The organism is Streptomyces sp. NPDC087901 (genome assembly GCF_044742205.1).
In the GTDB taxonomy this organism is placed as follows: Bacteria; Actinomycetota; Actinomycetes; order Streptomycetales; family Streptomycetaceae; genus Streptomyces.
Map to the genome: position 1 here is coordinate 775,154 of NZ_JBIUUC010000003.1, position 19,184 is coordinate 794,337.

24 protein-coding genes are annotated in these 19,184 nt (G+C 69.3%); 14 read left to right on the forward strand and 10 right to left on the reverse strand.

Annotated features, from left to right (window positions below; translation table 11 throughout):
- Positions 1–11 precede the first annotated feature (11 nt).
- The 3 genes from ACIOEW_RS13185 to ACIOEW_RS13195 form a co-directional block, all read right to left on the reverse strand.
- Positions 12–215 (reverse strand): hypothetical protein, encoded by a 204-nt coding sequence (locus tag ACIOEW_RS13185; RefSeq protein ID WP_401963689.1) that lies wholly within the window; start codon positions 213–215, stop codon positions 12–14.
- On the reverse strand, positions 212–862 hold the full coding sequence (locus tag ACIOEW_RS13190; RefSeq protein ID WP_362543908.1) for a DUF6338 family protein: 651 nt from the start codon (positions 860–862) through the stop codon (positions 212–214). Before ACIOEW_RS13190 ends, ACIOEW_RS13185 begins: the two co-directional genes overlap by 4 nt.
- Positions 863–999: 137 nt before the next feature.
- A complete protein-coding gene (locus ACIOEW_RS13195; RefSeq protein ID WP_401963691.1) occupies positions 1,000–1,995 on the reverse strand; it encodes a WD40 repeat domain-containing protein in 996 nt (331 codons plus the stop codon).
- A gap of 58 nt (positions 1,996–2,053) precedes the next feature.
- Here ACIOEW_RS13195 and ACIOEW_RS13200 point away from each other — a divergent pair, with 58 nt between their 5' ends.
- On the forward strand, positions 2,054–2,758 hold the full coding sequence (locus tag ACIOEW_RS13200; protein WP_401963693.1) for a GDSL-type esterase/lipase family protein: 705 nt from the start codon (positions 2,054–2,056) through the stop codon (positions 2,756–2,758).
- Positions 2,759–2,959: 201 nt separating this feature from the next.
- Here ACIOEW_RS13200 and ACIOEW_RS13205 read toward each other — a convergent pair whose 3' ends face one another.
- Positions 2,960–3,520 carry a TetR/AcrR family transcriptional regulator gene (locus ACIOEW_RS13205; protein ID WP_401963695.1) on the reverse strand — a complete coding sequence of 187 codons (561 nt, stop codon included), beginning with the start codon at positions 3,518–3,520 and terminating at the stop codon, positions 2,960–2,962.
- A gap of 140 nt (positions 3,521–3,660) precedes the next feature.
- On the opposite strand from ACIOEW_RS13205, the gene ACIOEW_RS13210 reads away from it, so the two are divergent.
- Positions 3,661–4,347, forward strand: coding sequence for an SDR family oxidoreductase (locus tag ACIOEW_RS13210; RefSeq protein ID WP_401963896.1), 687 nt, complete (start codon positions 3,661–3,663; stop codon positions 4,345–4,347).
- 145 nt (positions 4,348–4,492) lie between these two features.
- A complete protein-coding gene (locus tag ACIOEW_RS13215; protein WP_401963697.1) occupies positions 4,493–5,497 on the forward strand; it encodes an NADP-dependent oxidoreductase in 1,005 nt (334 codons plus the stop codon).
- A gap of 60 nt (positions 5,498–5,557) precedes the next feature.
- Here the strand turns inward: ACIOEW_RS13215 and ACIOEW_RS13220 are convergent, their stop codons facing one another.
- From ACIOEW_RS13220 to ACIOEW_RS13235, 4 genes are all read right to left on the reverse strand, one after another.
- Positions 5,558–6,148: a helix-turn-helix transcriptional regulator gene (locus ACIOEW_RS13220; RefSeq protein WP_362544268.1), complete on the reverse strand. Its 591-nt coding sequence runs from the start codon at positions 6,146–6,148 to the stop codon at positions 5,558–5,560.
- 68 nt (positions 6,149–6,216) lie between these two features.
- Positions 6,217–6,876 (reverse strand): TetR/AcrR family transcriptional regulator, encoded by a 660-nt coding sequence (locus tag ACIOEW_RS13225; protein WP_401963699.1) that lies wholly within the window; start codon positions 6,874–6,876, stop codon positions 6,217–6,219.
- Between the two features lie 93 nt (positions 6,877–6,969).
- The gene (locus ACIOEW_RS13230; protein WP_401963701.1) at positions 6,970–7,974 is read right to left on the reverse strand and encodes a hypothetical protein; all 1,005 of its coding nucleotides are present in this window, start codon (positions 7,972–7,974) and stop codon (positions 6,970–6,972) included.
- 110 nt (positions 7,975–8,084) lie between these two features.
- Positions 8,085–8,510 (reverse strand): hypothetical protein, encoded by a 426-nt coding sequence (locus ACIOEW_RS13235; protein WP_401963703.1) that lies wholly within the window; start codon positions 8,508–8,510, stop codon positions 8,085–8,087.
- A gap of 81 nt (positions 8,511–8,591) precedes the next feature.
- On the opposite strand from ACIOEW_RS13235, the gene ACIOEW_RS13240 reads away from it, so the two are divergent.
- The 7 genes from ACIOEW_RS13240 (at position 8,592) to ACIOEW_RS13270 (ending at position 13,053) form a co-directional block, all read left to right on the forward strand.
- Positions 8,592–9,404 (forward strand): Scr1 family TA system antitoxin-like transcriptional regulator, encoded by an 813-nt coding sequence (locus ACIOEW_RS13240; RefSeq protein WP_401963705.1) that lies wholly within the window; start codon positions 8,592–8,594, stop codon positions 9,402–9,404.
- A complete protein-coding gene (locus tag ACIOEW_RS13245) occupies positions 9,401–9,580 on the forward strand; it encodes a DUF397 domain-containing protein (RefSeq protein ID WP_401963707.1) in 180 nt (59 codons plus the stop codon). Before ACIOEW_RS13240 ends, ACIOEW_RS13245 begins: the two co-directional genes overlap by 4 nt.
- Positions 9,581–9,584: 4 nt before the next feature.
- Positions 9,585–10,205 (forward strand): hypothetical protein, encoded by a 621-nt coding sequence (locus ACIOEW_RS13250; RefSeq protein ID WP_401963709.1) that lies wholly within the window; start codon positions 9,585–9,587, stop codon positions 10,203–10,205.
- Positions 10,206–10,226: 21 nt separating this feature from the next.
- Positions 10,227–10,721, forward strand: coding sequence for a hypothetical protein (locus ACIOEW_RS13255; protein WP_401963711.1), 495 nt, complete (start codon positions 10,227–10,229; stop codon positions 10,719–10,721).
- A 74-nt stretch (positions 10,722–10,795) separates the two neighbouring features.
- Positions 10,796–11,269, forward strand: coding sequence for a hypothetical protein (locus ACIOEW_RS13260; protein WP_401963713.1), 474 nt, complete (start codon positions 10,796–10,798; stop codon positions 11,267–11,269).
- 244 nt (positions 11,270–11,513) lie between these two features.
- Positions 11,514–12,254, forward strand: a complete 741-nt coding sequence (locus ACIOEW_RS13265) for an alpha/beta hydrolase (RefSeq protein WP_401963715.1) — start codon at positions 11,514–11,516, stop codon at positions 12,252–12,254.
- Positions 12,255–12,477: 223 nt separating this feature from the next.
- A complete protein-coding gene (locus tag ACIOEW_RS13270; RefSeq protein WP_401963717.1) occupies positions 12,478–13,053 on the forward strand; it encodes a hypothetical protein in 576 nt (191 codons plus the stop codon).
- A gap of 188 nt (positions 13,054–13,241) precedes the next feature.
- Here ACIOEW_RS13270 and ACIOEW_RS13275 read toward each other — a convergent pair whose 3' ends face one another.
- Complete coding sequence (locus ACIOEW_RS13275; RefSeq protein WP_401963898.1) at positions 13,242–14,255, reverse strand: DUF3533 domain-containing protein; 1,014 nt, start codon at positions 14,253–14,255, stop codon at positions 13,242–13,244.
- Between the two features lie 420 nt (positions 14,256–14,675).
- Here ACIOEW_RS13275 and ACIOEW_RS13280 point away from each other — a divergent pair, with 420 nt between their 5' ends.
- Complete coding sequence (locus tag ACIOEW_RS13280) at positions 14,676–15,224, forward strand: DUF1062 domain-containing protein (RefSeq protein ID WP_401963719.1); 549 nt, start codon at positions 14,676–14,678, stop codon at positions 15,222–15,224.
- Positions 15,225–15,336: 112 nt separating this feature from the next.
- On the opposite strand, the gene ACIOEW_RS13285 is transcribed toward ACIOEW_RS13280, so the two are convergent.
- Positions 15,337–15,702, reverse strand: a complete 366-nt coding sequence (locus tag ACIOEW_RS13285) for a hypothetical protein (protein ID WP_362543854.1) — start codon at positions 15,700–15,702, stop codon at positions 15,337–15,339.
- 102 nt (positions 15,703–15,804) lie between these two features.
- Here ACIOEW_RS13285 and sigJ point away from each other — a divergent pair, with 102 nt between their 5' ends.
- From sigJ to ACIOEW_RS13300, 3 genes are all read left to right on the forward strand, one after another.
- Positions 15,805–16,767 carry an RNA polymerase sigma factor SigJ gene (sigJ, locus tag ACIOEW_RS13290; RefSeq protein ID WP_401963721.1) on the forward strand — a complete coding sequence of 321 codons (963 nt, stop codon included), beginning with the start codon at positions 15,805–15,807 and terminating at the stop codon, positions 16,765–16,767.
- A gap of 692 nt (positions 16,768–17,459) precedes the next feature.
- The gene (locus ACIOEW_RS13295; RefSeq protein WP_401963723.1) at positions 17,460–17,903 is read left to right on the forward strand and encodes a hypothetical protein; all 444 of its coding nucleotides are present in this window, start codon (positions 17,460–17,462) and stop codon (positions 17,901–17,903) included.
- A gap of 9 nt (positions 17,904–17,912) precedes the next feature.
- Positions 17,913–19,184: M64 family metallopeptidase (locus ACIOEW_RS13300; RefSeq protein WP_401963725.1), on the forward strand; the 1,272-nt coding region annotated here is incomplete at its 3' end.

The following is a 19,184-nucleotide window of genomic DNA, read 5'->3' on the forward strand; positions in this document are numbered from 1 at the left end:
GACGGAACCGCTCAGGGCGCGTCCGACTCCGCGACTCCCTGGACAGGCGGTACGACATCCCCTATCGCCGAGCCCGAAGGCCCCTGCGGCACCTCGTCCGGCTCGGCGATGCCGTCGGTGGGCCGATAGGTCTTGCGGATGGAGAACTCCTCTACCAGGGCCGCCAATTCGTCATCGCTGGTCCCCTGATCGCCCGTCTCCTGACCGCTCGTCATCGATCTCCCTCTCCGGCCGCCCCCGCAGACGGCGGGAGCAGCACCTCCAGCACTTCTATGTCGCTCGCCCGCACGTACACACCTGCGGTGCCGGGCACCTTCCCGAGGAATCTGCCGTCGGACCCCACACGGTACTGAGCCTGCAGATAGAGATCCCCGCTCTGCGGATACGCGGAGACGGCCGACCGGGATCCCAGCCAACCCCCCACCCACAGACCGCTCTTGAGGCGTACGCGCACGAAACATGACCCCCGGTCACGGAAGAGGGCGTCCCAGGCGGTCGGCGTCGGCTCGTACTGCGCCCGCACGTGCCGCCTCCGCCACACCGACTCCGCCCAGGCCAGTGCGGACGGCACGGCGACGATCAGGAGCAGCGCGGCGAATCCCGCCTCGCGGGGCTGCCGCAGCACCCCGGCGAAGGGCCCCTCGCCGCCCCCGGCCAGCAGCCGCACCAGCCACGGCCCCGCGATCACCGCGTAGAGGGTGTCGAGCAGGGCCCCCGCGGCGATGGCGCGCACCAGGCGGTTCTGCGGCTCCTGCTCGGTGGCGAGGGGGCCACGCAGCCGCTCCCGTACGGCCTGGTAGAAGACGCCGGGCAGCACGAGGACCAGCAGGACGGTCAACTGCTGCACTGTTCCCGGAACCATCGCGGTACCGCACCCCCGTGCTCTGTTCCGTGCGTCGGCTGTTTCCCTGCCGCCTCAGGATGACGCAGCGGGCAGGCCCGCGTCCCGGCCTGTGGAAAACCGGCACCGCCTGAGAACTCCGGCCTGCGCCGACCCCCTCACCCCTGCCGGCGACGCCTGCCCAGGAACAGCAGCAGCCCGATTCCGGCGAGCACGGCGACCCCGGTCAGCGTGGTGCCCTTCACCGGCACACCGCCACCGTCACTGCCCGCACCGGCGGCCGACGGCGACGTGCCACCCGCGCGGGCAGGCTCGTCGCCCTCACCCTTCTTCAGGTCCACCCGCACGACATCGCTCTGTGCCCCTTCGGAGCCGTACATCAGCGCCGAGCCGTCCGCCGTGTACGTCACCGACTCGGACTGCCCGAGCAGAGGCGACTCGACCGGATAGTCCTTGCCGAGCCGCCCGTTCGCGAAGGGGTAGCCACGGGCGCTGAAGTACGAGCGCAGCACCAGCTCCTTGCCGTCCGGCGAGAACGCCCCGTCCGTCACCCACGGCACCTCCCCGACCCGCCGGAACACGTTGTCCCCACCGGTCGTGAGCTTCGCGGGCCCTTCGTACAGCCCGCCGCCGTCCTCGTTCTTCGACGCGATGTACACACGGCCGGTCTTCGGGTGGACCATCAACGCCTCCGCGTTGCGCGGACCGTCGGCGTACTTCACGTCGAACTGTGTGGCCCGGACCGTCGCGTCCCGGAGCTCCTTCGGCTCGGGGAAGCGGTAGATCCAGACGTGGTCCCAGCTGCCGTTCAGGTTGTCGCCGATGTCACCGACGTACAGATTCCCGTCGGGCCCCATCGAGATCGCCTCCACGTCCCGGGGCGCGCCCACACCCTTCATCGCGATCCGTGCGACGGTCTTCCCGGTGCGGGAGTCGACGGCGAAGACGTACGGCCCGTCGTCGCTGTCGTTGTGCGTCCAGTAGATCCCCGGGTGGGCGCGACTGGCGGCCAGCCCGCTGGACTCGGTGATGCGCGGGTCCTCGATCGTGAAGCTCCGGTCGGCCTCCCCGTCGTCGGCCAGGGCAGGGGCCGCCGCCGCGAGGGACAGCAGTGCGGCAACGGTGGCGGAAACGGTCAGTCGGTACGAACGCATGGCACAAGTGTCCATCGTCACGTCGCAGGCCGGAGCCATGATCCGCCATGATGGCGCCATGCGTTTCATGTGTGTCGGCGATTCCATGACCATCGGACGCGCCGGAGACTTCACATGGCGCTACCGCATGTGGCAGCACCTCGACGCGACCTTCGACGGTCCGTACGCGATCGTCGGCCCGCGCACCGAGCTGCACGACACCGACACGGGCACGCCCGTCTCGTACGCCTACGCCGCCGAGGACTTCCCCGCCGACGCCCGCCGCCACCTGGCCGGCTGGGGCGAGGGCTGGCTCCACATGGCCCCGGTGATCGCGGACACGGTCGCCGAGCACCGGGCGGACGTCCTGCTCGTCTCCCTCGGCCTGATAGACCTCGGCTTCTACACGGACAGCGAGCAGACCGCCCTGAACGCCCGCGCGTTCCTGGCCGCCGCCCGCACGGCGAACCCGCACATCAGATGCGTGCTGCTCCCCGTCATACCGAACATCCGGGCCGAGTCCGACGCCCCCTTCGCCGCCGAGTGTGCCCGCTTCAACGAACTCCTCGCCAAGGCCGTGGCCGACCTCGACACCCCGACGTCCCCGATCCTCCTGGCCTCGCACCCGTCCGGCTACGACATCCACACGGACACGTACGACGGCACACACCCCGGCCCGTCCGGCGAACACAGACTCGCGGCCGCCTACGCCGACGCGATGCAGCAGGCGTGGGGGGTGGGCGGGGCGTACCGGTCGACGGACCGGTCGCTTCTGTCTCAGTGAGCGTTCGGTTCGTGGATAGGTTGCCTCGCGGTAGTTCTGGGGCAGGACGGGCAGCAAGCGTCCCCTGATCACCAGTACCGCCGGCATCCCGCCCACTGCCACCTGCGGTGCCACCGCCACCGTCACCGCCCATGGTGCGAGCCCCCCGGCCGCTCTCCCGTCGCCCGTCGGCCTCAGCCCCCTGACCGGCCGTTTCCCCGCTCAGCCGGATACCGTCAGCGCCTCGCGCGCGGCGGTGAGGATCTCCTCGGAGAGCGGGGAACCCTCGGTCGCCCGGGCCAGGAGGAGTGCCCCGACCATCGTGCTCAGCCGGGTGATGCCGTCCCGGTCGTCCGTGGCGAGAATCGCGGCGAAGTCCCTCACGCCCTCGGTGTACACGCGGCGCGCCTCACCGTCCCCGTGCTCACGTGCCATGTCGGTGGCCAGCGCGGCGACGGGGCACCCCTGCGCCGCACCGTCGCGGTGCTCCGCGGAGAGGTAGGTGTCGATCAGCGCCCGCTGAGCGGCGTCGCGCTGTCCCGCGTGCTGCTCGATCCCGTCCTTGTGGTGCCGGGCGAGTTCGTCGAAGGCCTGTGCAGTGGCTTCGTCGATGAGCGCCTCCTTGGAGGCGAACTGCTTGTAGAAGCCGCCGTGCGTCAGACCGGACGCCTTCATGAGGTCGGCGACGCTGGTGTGGGTGCCCTGCTCCCGGAACAGCCGGGAGGCGGTTTCCACGACCCGGCGGCGGTTCTCCTCGGCTTGCGCCTGCGATACGCGGCCCATGAGCGAGCCACCTCCCATTGGATGTTGGTTGCAATCTATTCTAGACTGTGCTTTAGATTGTCATCATCATCTAATTCCGCCACGGCAGCGGCCATCCGTCGCCCGTGACGCAGGGAGTAGTCATGGAGCAGGGAGTAGTCATGGAACTGAAGAACACGGTCGCGGTCGTCACCGGTGCCAACCGGGGGCTGGGCCGGCATCTGGCCGCCCAGCTCGTGGAGCGCGGCGCCAAGGTGTACGCGGCAGCCCGCCGACCCGAGACGGTGGACCTGCCGGGCGTCATCCCCCTGCGGCTGGACGTGACGGACGAGGAGTCGATCCGGGCTGCGGCCCGCACCGCGTCCGACGCGACGCTGCTGGTGAACAACGCGGGCATCTCCACCGCCACGCCACTGATCGCGGGTGGCCTGGACGCGGTGCACCTGGAGATGGAGACGAACTTCTTCGGCCCGCTCGCCGTGACGCGGGCGTTCGCCCCCGTCATCGAGGGCAACGGAGGCGGGACCGTACTCAACGTCCTGTCCGTCCTGTCCTGGCTGCACCCCGCCGGCCTCGGTTCCTACGCGGCGGCCAAGGCCGCGGCATGGGCGCAGACCAATGCCGCCCGGGAGGAGCTGGCACCCCGCGGCATCACCGTCTCCGCGCTGCACGTCGCATACATGGACACCGACATGGCCGCGAGCGTCCCCGCCGACCAGAAGACGGCCCCCGCCGATGTCGCCGCCCAGGCCCTGCACGGCATCGAGGCGGGCCTGACCGAGATCCTCGCCGACGAGACCACCCGGTACGTCAAGCAGAACCTGGCCGCTTCACCGGCTGCCGCCTGAGACACCACCGCCGCACCGGTCGCACTCCCGCACCGGCGCGGTGCTGCCGGAAACCGAAGCACACACCACAGAGTGATCCGTCCCGGGAGAAGCCCAGAACGGACGAAGACCCCGGCCCCCTCGCGGGCGGGTGACGGAGACGACGATGAAGACCTTCATGATCGAGCGCTACGGCGACCAGGCCGCAGTGCACGCCGGCGAGATGCCCGACCCCCGGGTGGGCCCCGACGACGTCCTGGTCCGGATCCACGCGGCGAGCGTCAACCCGCTCGACCTCAGACTCCGCGACGGGGCCTTCAAGGCGTTCCTCCCGTACCGTCTCCCGCTCGTCCTGGGCAACGACCTCGCCGGGGTGGTCGTCCGGACGGGCGCGGCCGTCACGCGGTTCACGGTGGGCGACGAGGTCTACGCACGGCCCGACAAGAACCGCATCGGCACGTTCGCCGAACTCATCGCCGTCCACCAGAACGACGTGGCGGTCAAACCGGCCAACCTCACCATGACGGAGGCCGCGTCCCTCCCCCTCGTCGCCCTGACCGCGTGGCAGGCGCTGGTCGAGCGGGCACAGGTGCGGCCGGGCCAGAAGGTCCTGATCCACGCCGGCGCCGGCGGCCTCGGCACCATCGCCGTACAGCTGGCCGAGCAGCTGGGCGCACACGTGGCCGCCACCGCGAGCACGGCCAAGGTCGAACTGGTCAAGGAGCTCGGCGCGGACGTCGTCGTCGACTACAAGCGGCAGGACTTCGAGACCGTCCTGAAGGACTACGACGTCGTCCTGGACACCCTCGGCGGCGAGACGCTCGAGAAGTCCCTGCGGGTACTCAAGCCCGGCGGGAGGGTCGTCAGCGTCGCAGGCCCTCCCGACGCGGCCTTCGCCCGCGAGCTGGGCCTGAACGCGGTTCTCCGGCTCGTCATGAGCGCGCTGAGCTTCCGGACCCGCCGTCGCGCCAAGCACCGCCGCGTCACGTACTCGTTCCTGTTCATGAAGGCGAGCGGCGACCAGTTGCGCGAGCTCACGCCCCTCATCGAGGCCGGGAAGATCCGTCCGGTCGTCGACCGGGTCTTCCCGTTCGACCAGACCCGGGAGGCCCTGGAGTACGTCGAGAGGGGCCGGGCGAAGGCCGGCAAGGTCGTCGTCACGATGACGTGAGGACGGGCCCCCGACCCGGCGAAGACGGCGAGAGGAACCCGCGCCCCCGCTCCCTTCTCGTCACTTCCCCGTCGGCTTCGCCCGTACGTGCATCCGCTCCCCCTGCGGTCCGAACAGGCTGAGGAACTCCACCGGCTCCGGCCCGGCCGCCCCCCACCAGTGCGGGGTATGCGTGTCGAACTCGGCCACCTCCCCCGCCGTCAGCACCAGGTCGTGATCCCCCAGCACCAGCCGCAGCCGCCCCGAGAGCACGTACAGCCACTCGTACCCCTCGTGCACCCGCTGCTCGACCGGCCCCTCCGTGCCCGTCGCACCCGGCATGACCTGCTTGTACGCGTTCACCCCGCTGAGGTGCCGGGTCAGCGGCACGAACGTCATGCCGTGCCGCTTGAAGGGCCGGAAGGTGACCCGCGGATCCCCCGTCTCCGGAGCGCCGACCAGCTCGTCCAGCTGCACCCCGTACGCCTTCGCCAGCGGGAGCAGCAGCTCCAGGGTGGGCTTGCGGCCGCCGGACTCCAGCCGGGACAGCGTGCTGAGCGAGATCCCCGTCGTCTCGCTCAGCTGCGCCAGCGTCGTCCCGCGCTCGGTGCGCAGCGCGCGAAGCCGTGGCCCGACGCCGGTCAGGACGGACGACAGCTCGTCGTCCCCCATCGCACTGCCCTCTGTTCCGACCTCATCTGCTCCCATGACTCCATTTGCCGACCCGGCAAGCGGTGTTGTCAACCGGAGGCGGCCGAAGACCCGCCCACCGGTCCGATCATGGCCATGGAGAGCCGGGTGAACTCGCTGGTCAGCCAGGCGGGCGGCACCTGGCGTGGACGACGGCCGTGGTGGGCGAGGAGCTCGTCGACGGACCGCGTCAGCACCTTCACCACCACAGCGAGGTTGCCGTCGACGCAGTGGCCCCGCCCCCTGGCGCGCTCGGCCTCCTGGGTCAGGAACTCGATCCACACCGACCGCCACATCGTGAGGTGGGCGTCCATCTCCCTGCTGACCCCGAGCACCTCGACGAACGCCACCCTCGACTCTCGCGGGTCCCGCGTGACGGCCTGCACATAGGCGTCGAAGAGCCTGCGGACCCGTTCCTCGGTCGGGCAGGTCTCCATGCCCTCGGCGGACAACTCCACCTCGGACGCTCGCATGCCCCGCGCCGCCACCTCGTCGTACAGATCGACGAGCAGGGCCTCGCGCGACTCGAACTCGCGGTAGAAATCACGCACTTCCACGTGCGCCGAGGCGCACAGATCTTCGACGGTCGTACGGGCATAGCCGTACACGGCGAACAAAGTCCGCCCGGCCGACATGAGTTGCGCGCGCACCCACACAGGGTCCCGCGCCGCCCGCGCTCCGCTCCACAGCTCCATCACGGCATCCGTCATCGGTCCTCCTCGGTCCGTCCAGGCCCCCACGCCCACTCTGCTCGTTCCACGGCGCGGACGGTGCTACCGCCACACGGCGAACAGCCGTACGCCTCACTCGGCCGCAGCCGTATCCACCGCTTGCAGGGCCGCGACCCGCTCCCGCCAGGGCAGTGGCTCGGGCTCCTCGAAGTCGTCGTCCAGGGGCGGCGGGTCCCACTTGACCGTGTGCGCCTCCCAGGCGGCCTGCTGCGAGCACGGCCGGCACACGGTCTCGGCCCCTCTGGGCCGGAAGACGTGTTCGGCACCCTCCTCCTGCGCCTCGCAGGCGATGAACTCCCTGACGGCGGCGGGGACGGGAGCGGGCTCCTCCACACGTACCGGCGACGGCATCATGATTTCGAGCCGCTTGCCCAGGAATCCGAAGGGGAACCGCACCCCGTCCTCGGGCAGCCCCCTGCTGAGCGCGAGCCGCAGCCCGGCCGCGTCGACCCCGCGCCGCAGCCATTCGGCGGCCGTCCCGGCCAGACGCCGGGCCTCACGAGCCCCGAGACGCAACTGGCCGTCGACGCGTGCGAGGGAGAGCAACACGCCCTCGGCCTCAATGACTTGCGGGTCCGTGGGATCGGGCTCCACGGTTTCGTCCGCAGGCTTCGGATCCTCGGCGGGTGGGTGGGAGGAGTTCTTCTCCGGTTCTTCACCTTTAGGTAGGTAACCACCGACCGACCGAGTCCTCGGTTGACCGACCGTCGGATAGTGATCACTCGGGCCCACCTGCGGTGATTCAGCTCTTTTGTCATGGATGCGCCGGGCCTCGTGGTCCGCGAGCGGAACATTGGACAGGAGCTGATCGGTCACCCAGAGCCCGCCGTCGTCCTGGCGCCGCCACTCGTGGACGAACCCGTGCTCCTTGAGTAGGCCCTTCGCCTTCTGGTAGGCGCGCCCTTTGATGCCGAGCCTCTTGGCGTGCTCACCGAGAGGCCTACCGGACCACTTCTCGGGGAGACCCTGCACGTAGGTGATGAGAATCTTCGCGTCACTGGTGAGCTTCGGATGCCGCACGATGTCGTGCGCGGCCTTCACGAAGCCGTAGGACGGCGAGATAGCATGGCAAAGCATTCTCGGTGGACCTCTGATCCATCGTGGGGTGAAGGCCCTCGGCATACGGTGCTGGTAACACCGCCGGGGGCCGCCCCATGCGCAGAAGCGCACGGAGCGTAACGACGCGATCACCGTACAGCACGAATCTCGTCGTCGACCACCTCCCGCAGCAGCTCGAACAGCAGTTCCGCATCCACGAACGGGACTTGAGCGGTCGGCAGAGAACGCCAGTCCAGCGGGTACGTCAGCCCATGCACGGCGGGCACCCCGACGAAGGCCGCCCCCTCCCGCACCAACGCCTCGGCCCCGACGGGCCATCGGTAGTCACGGGCGCTCCCGGGCGGCAGCAGGAAGTACATGCTCCGCTCGCCGATCCGCGAGCGGACGATGGGCCCGGCCTGGAAATCCGTGAACTGCATTACCTCGTACGCCACTTGCTCGCCCAGGATGCCGATGATCCGCACGGCGTCGAAGTGGATCCCGGCGTGACGGAGCGCGTGGCCCGTCGCGGGGATCCAGGAGGGCATCAGGTCCGGTGAACTTTTCTGATCCATACGGAAAGCGTCGGCACTCGCACGTACCGTGACCAGGGACACAAGGCGTCTGTGCACTGTTGTGCACTTGGGGGTCAGGCTGTGCACACCAGTAATAACGGGGGCGGCAACGCCGAGATGTTCGGGGCGTTGTTGCGGCACTACCGCGAACGGGCCGGGCTGTCCCAGGAGGGGTTGGGGCAGAAGATCGGCTTCTCAAAGTCGCAGGTGGCGATGGTGGAGCGGGGGGACCGCCCGCCGAAAGGGGGCTTCACTCCACAGGCCGACGCCGCGCTCGGTGCCAACGGTGCTCTGATCACCGCGGGTGAGAAATTGACGTCCAGCCGCGTGGCTTCCTGGTTCGGCCCGTTCGCTGAAGAGGAAGCCATGGCCAGGGCACGATACGAGTACGAGTCCAACGTCGTGCCCGGACTGCTGCAGACCGAGGAGCACGCGCGCGCCGTCTTCAGCGGATCCTGCCCACCCCTTGATGACGACGAGATCGAGGGATTAGTCGCAGGCCGTCTCGCACGACAGCACATGCTGACCCGCAAACCGATGCCGGACATCAGCTTCGTCTTGGAACTTAGCCCACTCACTCGCCCGATCGGCGGACGGGACGTACACCGAGCGCAGCTCCACCACATTCTTGAGGTCAGTCGGCTGCGCCACGTGCACATTCAGGTCATGCCACCTCAGCGGGAGACCCACGCGGGACTGAGCGGGCCCTTCGTCCTGCTGGAGACGGATGACCGGCGGCGGCTGGCGTACCTGGAGGTCCAGCGCCGGAACTTCCTTGTCAGCGAACAGGACCATCTGGGAACCCTGTTCGCCAGATATGGCATTCTGCGGACCCAGGCTCTCAGACCAGAAGAGTCACGGAAACTGATTGAACAGACAGCAGAAGGACTATGAGCACTGACCTCCAGTGGTTCAAAAGCAGCCACAGCAGTGAGGAGGGCGGCAACTGCGTAGAGGTGGCCACCCGCCCCCACGCCATCCACGTCCGCGACTCCAAGGACCTCACCGTCCCCGCCCTCACCCTCTCCCCCTCCGCCTGGACGGCCTTCCTCAAGCACACGGTGGTATAGCGCGATGACGACCTGGTTCGACGAACTGCCCGAGGTCATCACCCGGGCCGACTTCGGAGCCCTGGTGGGACGCCCGCCGCGCAGCATCGAGCTGATGGCGTACAGAGGCCTGGTCGCAGATCCCGCGTTCCGCAATCGCAACAAGCTCGTGTGGAACGAGGAAGTCGCGATCGGCTGGTTCCGCTCTCTGCACAACCACGCGGTGATCGTGCCGGCGAACGAGCAGGCCATGCTCGACCTCTCCACGCACCGCGCGTACATCTGCCCGCTCGACAGCAAGCACGTGGCCCTTGCCCGCCCCCGGATGCTTGTGATGTATCAACGAGGCGGCGGAGGAACGGTCTTCGGGGTCGACGCGGTGGAAACCATCAACCAGGAGATCGACGGGACCCGCAGCGCCGGCTCGCAGACGCGGCAGATCCTCCGTGACGGGAAACCCCTGGACACGGACACGTTCCCGGGCCGATGGACCGTGTTCCACCTCAGGGAGGCCGGCACGATCGGCAGGATCACGCCGGCGATCCAGCAGGGCCGCTACCTCCGGGTGGACGACGTCCTGGACGCGATGACGTCCGGCCACCTCTCGGTCCCGACGCTCGACGAGGCATTCCCTTCCCGGAAGTGACCAGCACGAACGGATGAGCGCATGACGGAGACGCAGAACAGCAGGGCTTCGGTGTCACTGCTGCGCGCGCTCGACGACCCGGAGTGGATCGAGTGGCCGAAGGGCTACAACCGCACGGAGGCCGCCGCGCTGTTCGGCAGTCTCGTGAGCCGCCTCGAAAGCGACTTCTCCGTTCGGTGCATGTCCGACCAGGACGGTCAGGACTCCAGCGAATACGGCCGGGTGACCGTGCCCGCCGACTCGACCGTCTGTGGGACACGCATCGTTGTCTGCATCAGCAAGTTCGGCTCACTGGCACTGATCTGTGCCGACAACCCGGGCGCGTTCCTCGGAACGCAGGATGCGCGAAACGAGGGTGAGTTGGACGACGGCGATCTCGCCAAGGTCGATCGAGCGTTGGTCGAGCTCGGCTACTCGGTGGTTTCCGAAGAACTGCTGGAGACCGCGTACGACGGGCCGAGTCTCCTCTATGTTGAGAGGCCCACCTGGTCGGATCGCTTCTTCGGGATCTTCTGACGACCGCCCTCCGGACCGCCCCGCGCTACGTAGCATGTCCATGCTCACGAAGGCGATCTTGGAGGCGGTTCGCAATGACCGGTGAGATCTGGGCACCCGTTCTGTCGCTCGTCGGTGTCCTGCTCGGCGGCGGGCTGACCGCCTTTGCCCAGCGTGCCACTCAGCGGTCGGCCGAGCGCACCGAGCGACAGAGGCTGGCGGTGGCCACAGCGGAGAGCCGCCGGGCGGAACAGCTCCAGGTACTCAAGGAGTTCGTCGCGAAAGCGCAGGAGGCCGAGCGGGTCGCATACAGGCGTCCTGAGCCGTGGGGTGACGACGAGAACGGCTGGATGACCAGCACCGGACCCGTCATGACCGCACTGTGGACCGCATCGGGCAATGTGATGCTGATGTGCGACGAGCGGCTGCACGAACTCGTCCGCGCCTACGGGCGTGCCCTCAACCAGGCAGTGTGGCGGGACATCGGCGACACCGAGGTGAACGAGCACCTTGAGACCCATAAGGCCGCGTTCATGGCCGCAGCGCGCAGGAGTCTGGCTTCCGGGTGAAGTGCCACGCAGCGGGGCGGGTGGAGCGGACATGGTTCGAACTCCACGCGGGCGGAATGGAGCCCCCGCAAAAACCCGTTGGCGGAGCACAGTGGCCACTGCTAATCTCCCCGAGGCCGTGCGAGAGAACGAGGAGGTGGTACCCGTGAACGCAGTATCGACATGGGTGCTCCCCTCTGGAGTCATGGTCGGGCGATAGGTCGCCCGGGAGCGCCGTCTCTGAGCACTCCCGAAAGGCACGACCATGCATGTCACTTCCGAGCAACGCCTCGACGACGGCGTCCTCGAACGCGAATTCACCCTCGGCGAGATCCCCGGCCTCCTGTGGACGCCCGCGTCCGCATCCGCATCCGCTCCGGCGCCGCTGATCCTGCTGGGCCACCCTCCCCTCGGGCTGCGCAGGATGTACCCCCGGCTGGTGGACCGGGCCCGGAACGCAGCGGCGGACGGCTTCGCCTCGGCCACCATCGAGCTCCCCGGGAGCGGTGACCGGCCCCGTTGGCCCGCCGTCGAGCAGGCCCGCGCCGACATGCGCCGGGCGATGGAGGCCGGTGAACCGGTCGGCGACGAGATCGTCGACGCGCTCGTCCTCCCGCTGGTCGACAAGGTGGTCCCGGAATGGCAGGCCGCCCTGGACGTCCTCCTTGCGATGCCTGAGATCGGCGGCCCGGTCGGGTACTCGGGGGGCGTGATGTCCATCGGTGTCCGGCTGGCGGTGGTCGAACCGCGCATCTCGGCCGCCGTTCTGTTCGCCGGGAGTCTCGTGCCTCGCGTCATGTTCGAGGAGGCCCGCCGGGTCACCATTCCGCTGCACGTCCTGCTGCAGTGGGACGACGAGGGCAACGACCGGCAGACGGCCCTGGACCTGTTCGACGCCTTCGGCTCCGAGGAGAAGTCCCTGAACGCCAACATGGGCGGTCACACCGGCGTCCCGCAGTTCGCCGGGGACGCCGCGGGTCAGTTCTTCACCCGGCACCTGAAGTGAGACCGGGCGGCCCGGCCGACAGCAGACGGTAGGCGCTGTCGGCCGGGCTGCCGCTCGTCGAGGAGGACAGGTCCGGCCTCCTCGATGAGCGGCTGACGGCCACCCGCGCTTCCACCGGCGGGTCACGCCGCCAGGTGTCAGGGATGTCTCAGGGCCATACCTCCGGGCGGCATCGGGGATCGTCCCGATAGCCCGCAAGCCGCCCCTCCGGGACCGTGGCCGCATGACCGAGACAACGCGCTCAACTCGCCTGTCCGCCCTGCTCGTTCCGCTGTTCCTGCTCCTCTACGGCGTGTTCCGCCTCATCGACGGCAGGGAAGGCGACCGCGGTCCCGGACTTGCCTGGAACATCGGGCACACCTTCTTCTTCGCCGCCTTCCTCCTGCTCGGCGCCCTTGTCGTGGAGCTGCGCACCCTGGTCCCCGTCCGGACGGCGCGAAGAGCGGCGGCGGCCGGTGCGGCGATGGTCGCCGGGGTGTTCGGCGCCGGGTGTTTCCTCTGGGTGATCCTGGGCGACCTGTTCCCCCGCTTCGACGACGCCGCCCCGCTGCCCGAACCGCTGGAGATCGCGGGTCCCCTGGCCTTCCAGCTCGGCATCCTGACGCTGCTGACCATGCTGGTCGCGTCGCGCCCCGCACGGCTCCCCGTGTGGAGTCCCGTACTGGTCTTCGCCGCCTTCGTCGTCATCGCGGTCAACCTCGACCTGCTCCCGCTCGCCGCCGTCCTCCTCATGGCGGGCCTCGCGCCTCTGGTCCGTACCCGCGCCGGTGGCCTTCCCGCGTCCGCGAGCGCTTCCTGATGTCTCGGCCGTACCGAGGTGAACGCCCGCCTTGAGATACCCGAGGCCCCGTTCATGGCCGCAGCGCGCAGCAGTCCGGCTTCTGGGGGAAGGGGCGGCCCCGCTCAGCGGGGGGCCCGAACTCTGTGGACACGGCGGCATGGCCGGGGGAATGCCACCCGAACCATGCCCGCCGTGCTCTTCCACCGTCAGGCCGTGGTTTCGGCGGCCTCGGCGCGTACGGGCCGCCGCCGGCCATGCAGGGCGGCGGACAGGATGGCTACGGCTAGTCCCGCGAAGGCCCACGCACCAAGGATCCACAGGGCGCCGGTGGTGGCGTTCCCGTCGAAGTTGACGGTGTTGCGCACCACGGTCGTGCCGGCCCCGGGCGGGAGAGCCTGTCCGATCGCGCGCCAGAACGGCGGCAGCAACGAGGCCGGGTACACCCCGCCCGAGCTGGGGTTGCCGAGAATGGTGAAGATGAGAATGGTCAGGCCCAGACCGATCGTGCCCGCCAGCGACTGCAGGGCCACACCCACGGCTCCTGAGGCGAACACCACCAGTGTGCCGATGCCGACGAGCTCCCAGAAGGCGCCCGGCAGGCAGTTCAGCACGGGTCCGACGATGATCGCGCCCCCGATGCCGGAGACGAAGGCGTAAGGCACCATGGCCGCCAGCCGTACGAGGACACGGCGGAGGGTGGGCCGCTTGGAACCGGCCGCCATGTTCAGGGCCGATGCGGCGAGGTAGCCGCCGATCGTCCAGCTGAGGACCAGGTAGAAGGACGAGAGGCCCCGCGAGTCGCCCGCCGCGGGCGGCCGGATGTCCCGCACGACGATCTTGCGGCCCTGGGCGGTGTCCACCACCTGCAAGACCTTCGTGGCGGCGTCCCCCGCCGAAGGCCCGCCCGCCGAGGCGACGAGCAGAGCGTCGGTGCGTCCTACCGCGGCGACGACGAGGGCGGCGTCCGCCCGTCGGTCAAGGAGCCGGGCCCTGGCCTGAGCCACGTCCGCGACCGCACTGACGTGCAATGGGTCGCCCTCCAACGCGTTGAGCCTGGCCACCAGCTCCTTCTGCACCGGCTCCGGCGCGACGACCACCATCGGAATCCGGTGAGGCTTCGGCGCGTGAAAGGCGCCCATGTAGGAAAGGGCAAATCCGAGTTGGAGCAGAAGCACACCCAGCATGACAAGCACGGCCCGCGTCGAGATCGCGTCGCGCAACTCCGCCAGGACGCCAACTCCCGGAGTTTCCGGACGACTCACTTCATGACTCACCTGTACACCGCACCCCACCGCAGTCGTCCATTTTTGGTTTCCCCCGCAACCGCCTCATCCTCGGTCGGAGCCGCTTCCAGGCCGAAGGGCCACGCAACGCCGACGCCTTCGATCATCCGTTCGGCTCAATGCCACCCCGATCTCCCAGGGGCACACGGTCGCCGACGGTCCGGCGGGCGAGGCGCGCAAAACCGGTGGAACAGCACGGCTGCGCGCCCCTATCGTGCTGCCGAGCCATGTCGTCCACGGAAGGGCGTTCCGTTGTACACCGCGTGAGACCTCCCCACTGCTGACCTGTCGCACGTCGCGCCTGCGCGACGCGCTGCTTCTTGCTGCGGACTTCTCACCTGAAACCGGTGTACCTCTGTGCTCAACAACTGGTTTGTCATACCCACTTGCCTGCCACTCGTCATCCGCCGTTGCCATACGTGCGCGTCCGAGAGCTTCCGGGCGAACGGCAAATTCCGCGTCAACGCGAACCACAAGCTGCTCGACGCCTGGCTCCTCGCCCTCTGCACCTCATGCGGGGAAACCACCAAGCTCACGATCCTGGAGCGGACGCATGTGCGCTCCGTACGACCGGAGTTGCTGGACCGGATGCATGACAACGACCCCGGCCTGGCCGCCGAGCTGCTCCAGGATCCGGCCGTACGACGGCGGAATCACATCGCTCTCGACTGGGACGACGCCTGGCGCCTCGACACCGGCGGAACGGATCACCTGGATCGCGAGGTGATCGACATAGCGGTCCGTTTCGGGGCGCAGATCCCGGTCAGGCCGGCGCGGCTGATCGCTGAAGGCTGCGGGCTTTCGCGGGCCGGGGTCGAGAGGCTGATCAAGGAGGGCAAGCTCGTCTCGGCTGTGCGGCTGAGCGGCAGGCTCTCGGGCGACTTCACCTTCACGCTCAAGCGCTGATCCGCCCTCGGGGCACAGGGCCTGTCCGGAACGATCCGCCGGACAGGCCCACCTGAACCGCCTGAACCTCGCCCCGGCGGGAGCCCACGCACCGACGCGCCCGTCCCGGGCTTCAGCGCCGGGCCAGTGCCAGCAGGCTCAGGCCGAACATCAGGACACCCAGCGGGAGATGGACCGACGGTACGTGTGCGATGCCGAGCACGACCTGGACCGAGGCGAGGACGAGGAAGCCGGACGCGTACCAGATGGGCCGGGGCGAGCCGCCTCCCGGCTTCCATGCCAGCACCGCCGCGAGCACGTACAGCATCGAGGCCCCGTACATGACGCGGGCTCCGGCGCTGTGCAACGTCTCCCCGTACGACGAGGTCAGCAGCAGTCCGGCGGAGATCGCCTGAAGGAAGATGGTCAGGGTCTGCAGGGCGATCGCGATCTGCAGGAATGAGAAGCGGCGCTGTGTCGCCGTTGCCTGGGTTGCCATGCCACGGTCCCCTTTTCCGCCCGGGGGGCAGTAGATCGATAGGGTCTTACCAGCCCGACGACGCGGGCCCGCGAAAGGTAAGGCGAGGGGGCGTTCGGAAGCATGGGGGCTACGGGGGCGTCAGGGACAGCAGGGTCGGCGGGGGCATCAGGGACTGCCGGGGCGGCGGGAACGAGCGCCGATGACATAACCGGCGAGCGGCGCCAACTGCTCAATGTCGCCTACAGGTTGCTGGGTTCACTGTCCGAGGCCGAGGACGCCGTGCAGGAGGCCTACGCGCGCTGGTACGCGCTGCCGGGAAGCCGACAGGCCGAGATCGTGTCCCCGGGCGCCTGGCTGTCGACGGTGACCGGTCGCATCTGTCTGGACGTGCTCGGCTCGGCGCGGGCCCGGCGTGAACGCTATGTCGGCGCGTGGTTGCCGGAGCCGCTGCCCGACCGCACCGAGTGGCACCACGGCCGCGGCACCGACCACTCCGACCCCGCCGACCAGATGGTCCTGGACGAATCGGTGACCATGGCCTTCCTCGTCGTACTGGAGTCGATGACGCCCGCCGAGCGGGTGGCGTTCGTCCTGCACGACGTGTTCCGTTACCCCTTCGCCGAGATCGCCGATGTCCTCGGCCGGACCTCCGCGGCGTGCAAGCAGCTCGCGGCCTCCGCCCGTCGGCGGGTACGCGTGGCGCATGCCCCGGTGGCGACGTCGGTTCAGGCCGAGGCGGTGCGGCACGTCAAAGAGGCGTGGGAGACCAAGAACGTCGCAGCACTCGTCGACCTCCTCGACCCGGCCGCCGTGATGACCGCCGACGGCGGCGGCCTGGTCGGCACCGCGCTGCGCCCGATCGAGGGCGGGGCACTCATCGCCCAGTACATGGTCGCCATCGCCGACAGGGCCCCCGGGCTCGAACTCCTGGAGCGGTCGGTCAACGGTGTGCCGGGCCTGGTGGCCCAGCGGGCCGGCGCCGTCATGACCGTGGCCTCGTTCGAGATCGCCGACGGTCGCATCACCCGGATCTGGGTGGTCCGCAATCCGGAGAAGCTGGGGCCGTGGGCGGGGGCGCAGTGAGTTCTGCCTGTCCAGGGCTCACATCAACGTGGCTGATGGCACAGGACATCGGCCCGCTCCTCACGATCGCCCCCGTTCGGTCGAAGTCCCCACGCGCAGGCGTCAGGAGCAGGCGATGGGACGGCCCCGCCGCACGGAGTGCTGAGAGCCCTCGGAGTGCTGAGAGCCCTCGGCGTCCGGAAGAGCCCGGCCGAACACGCCCTGCGCGGTAGCAAGCGCCGTTGTCACTGCCGATGCGCTCGATCCGGGTGATGCCGTGGGATGCGGACCGGGCTCCGGCCCCGTGCAGGAACGTGATGCCGAGTGGACCATCCGGCGTGGGCATCCGGCACCCACCGCCCCTTGCCCGGCCATCGTGCCGACGAGCGCGCGTATCCGATCAGAAATAGAATTGGGTGAGCTCGGTCAGCAAACGTTCCTTCCGGGGCCCGCAGTTCTCTCCCGGTCCCTGATGCGGCCGGGGCAACTCGTACCTGGAGCCGGGGCAACTCGTACCGCCCCGCGCCGCGCCGGCGCTCCTCTCGGGTCGGCCGAGCGCCCGTTACGTGAAGCATTGCCGGACGGGACGGAACAACTTCGGTCCCCGGCCCCTGCCGTACCGGCCGCGATCTGTTCGCCGCGCGCACATCGGCCTTGCGGGACTCATGGCGTGCGGAGATGTCCGACGTCACACCCTTCGAGAGGGCCTCGTCATGACCAACCCGCAGCAAGTTCCCCACGCCCCGGCAATGCGCCTCATCTTCGAGTACGAGGGCGATTCGGTGCGTCTCGTCTCCCAACAGCCGGTCGACATGACCATCAGCGGCGTCGACACCGGCGCCGAGGCACGTCCCGGCGACTTCGTGGAAACACGGGACGACGGCGGGCAGCGCCTTGCCCGCGTCCCCGCACGTGGGGCCTTCCGGGAGAGCGCCGAGGTCTTCCCGGAGAACCACGCGGAGCCCATCACCCGGGTCGACGTGGAGGCGCGCGGCGCGTTCACCGTCGTCGTTCCCGCACCGGCCGAGGCCGCCGAGGTCGCCGTGGTCCGCGTCGCGCCTCCGGGAGTCGAGCCACCGCCCGAAGGTGCTCCGGCTCCGCCGCCTGCCGGACCGGCGCGCGACGTCGACCTCGCCACCTTCCGGCTCGAGCGATAGGGGACCGTGATGACCACTTCCGACGGCTCCGTCCAGGGCCACACCCAGATACACGGCACAGTGCCCCGCAACCGGGCGTTCACCATCGTGCTGCTCGGTGACGGCTTCACCGTCGCTCAGCAGACGGCTTTCGACACCGCCTGCACCGACTTCGTCAGCGCCCTGACCACCACCGCGCCGTACGACAGGATCGGGCGGGCCATCAACATCTGGCGGATCAACGTCACGTCCACCGACTCGGGCGCCGACGATCCGGCCGGTTCCGGCGGCACCGGGGCGACGGCCCGCACGTACTTCGACTCAACGTTCGGCGCGAACGGCATCAGACGGCTGCTGGTCTGCAACAACACGACGGTGCTCCAGACAGCCGCCGCTCAGGTTCCGGAGTTCTCTGTCGCGATCGTCGTGGTGAACTCCACGGTCTACGGCGGGAGCGGCGGCTCCGTCGGCACGTACTCCCTCGCGGGCGGGGCGACCGAGATCGCCATTCACGAACTCGGCCACACGGCGTACGGACTGGCTGACGAGTACGCGTACTACGCCGGCGGCAGCGAGACCGGGCACGACCAGCACCCGGCCGGTGAGCCGGCCGAGCCGAACGTCACGCTGAACACCGACCGCGCCACCCTGGAATGGGGCTGGGCGGTCGCCCAGACCACGGCCCTGCCCACAATGTCCAACCCGGACTGCGCGTCGGTGGATCTACGGCCGAGCGTGGCTCCCGCCGGGACGGTCGGCTGCTTCGAGGGCGCGCACTACTACCACTGCGCCGCCTTCCGGCCCGAACACAATTGTAAGATGCGGGAGTTGAGCATCCCGTTCTGCCAGATATGCCGTCAGGTGATCCGGGCCCGGACGAAAGTGACCAAGAGCATCTGCGCACTGACTCCGAGCAGGGATGCCGTGTACCGGTACGACGGCTCGGGAACCACCTGGACCAGGATCGGCGGCCCCGCGGACCGGCTCTACGCCGGCGCCTGGGGACTCGTCGCCACGAACCCGAGCACCGGCGATCTGTACCGCTACCTCGGCACCCCCGACAACTGGCAGCACATCGGAAGCCCCGGCGCCTCGTTCGCCGTCGCCACCGACACCGTCTACGGACTCACTCCGACCAGGAACGCCGTGTACCGGTACGACGACTCGGGGACCACCTGGACCAGGATCGGCGGCCCCGCGGGCCAGCTCTACGCCGGCGCCTGGGGACTCGTCGCCACGAACCCGAGCACCGGCGATCTGTACCGCTACCTCGGCACCCCCGACAACTGGCAGCACATCGGA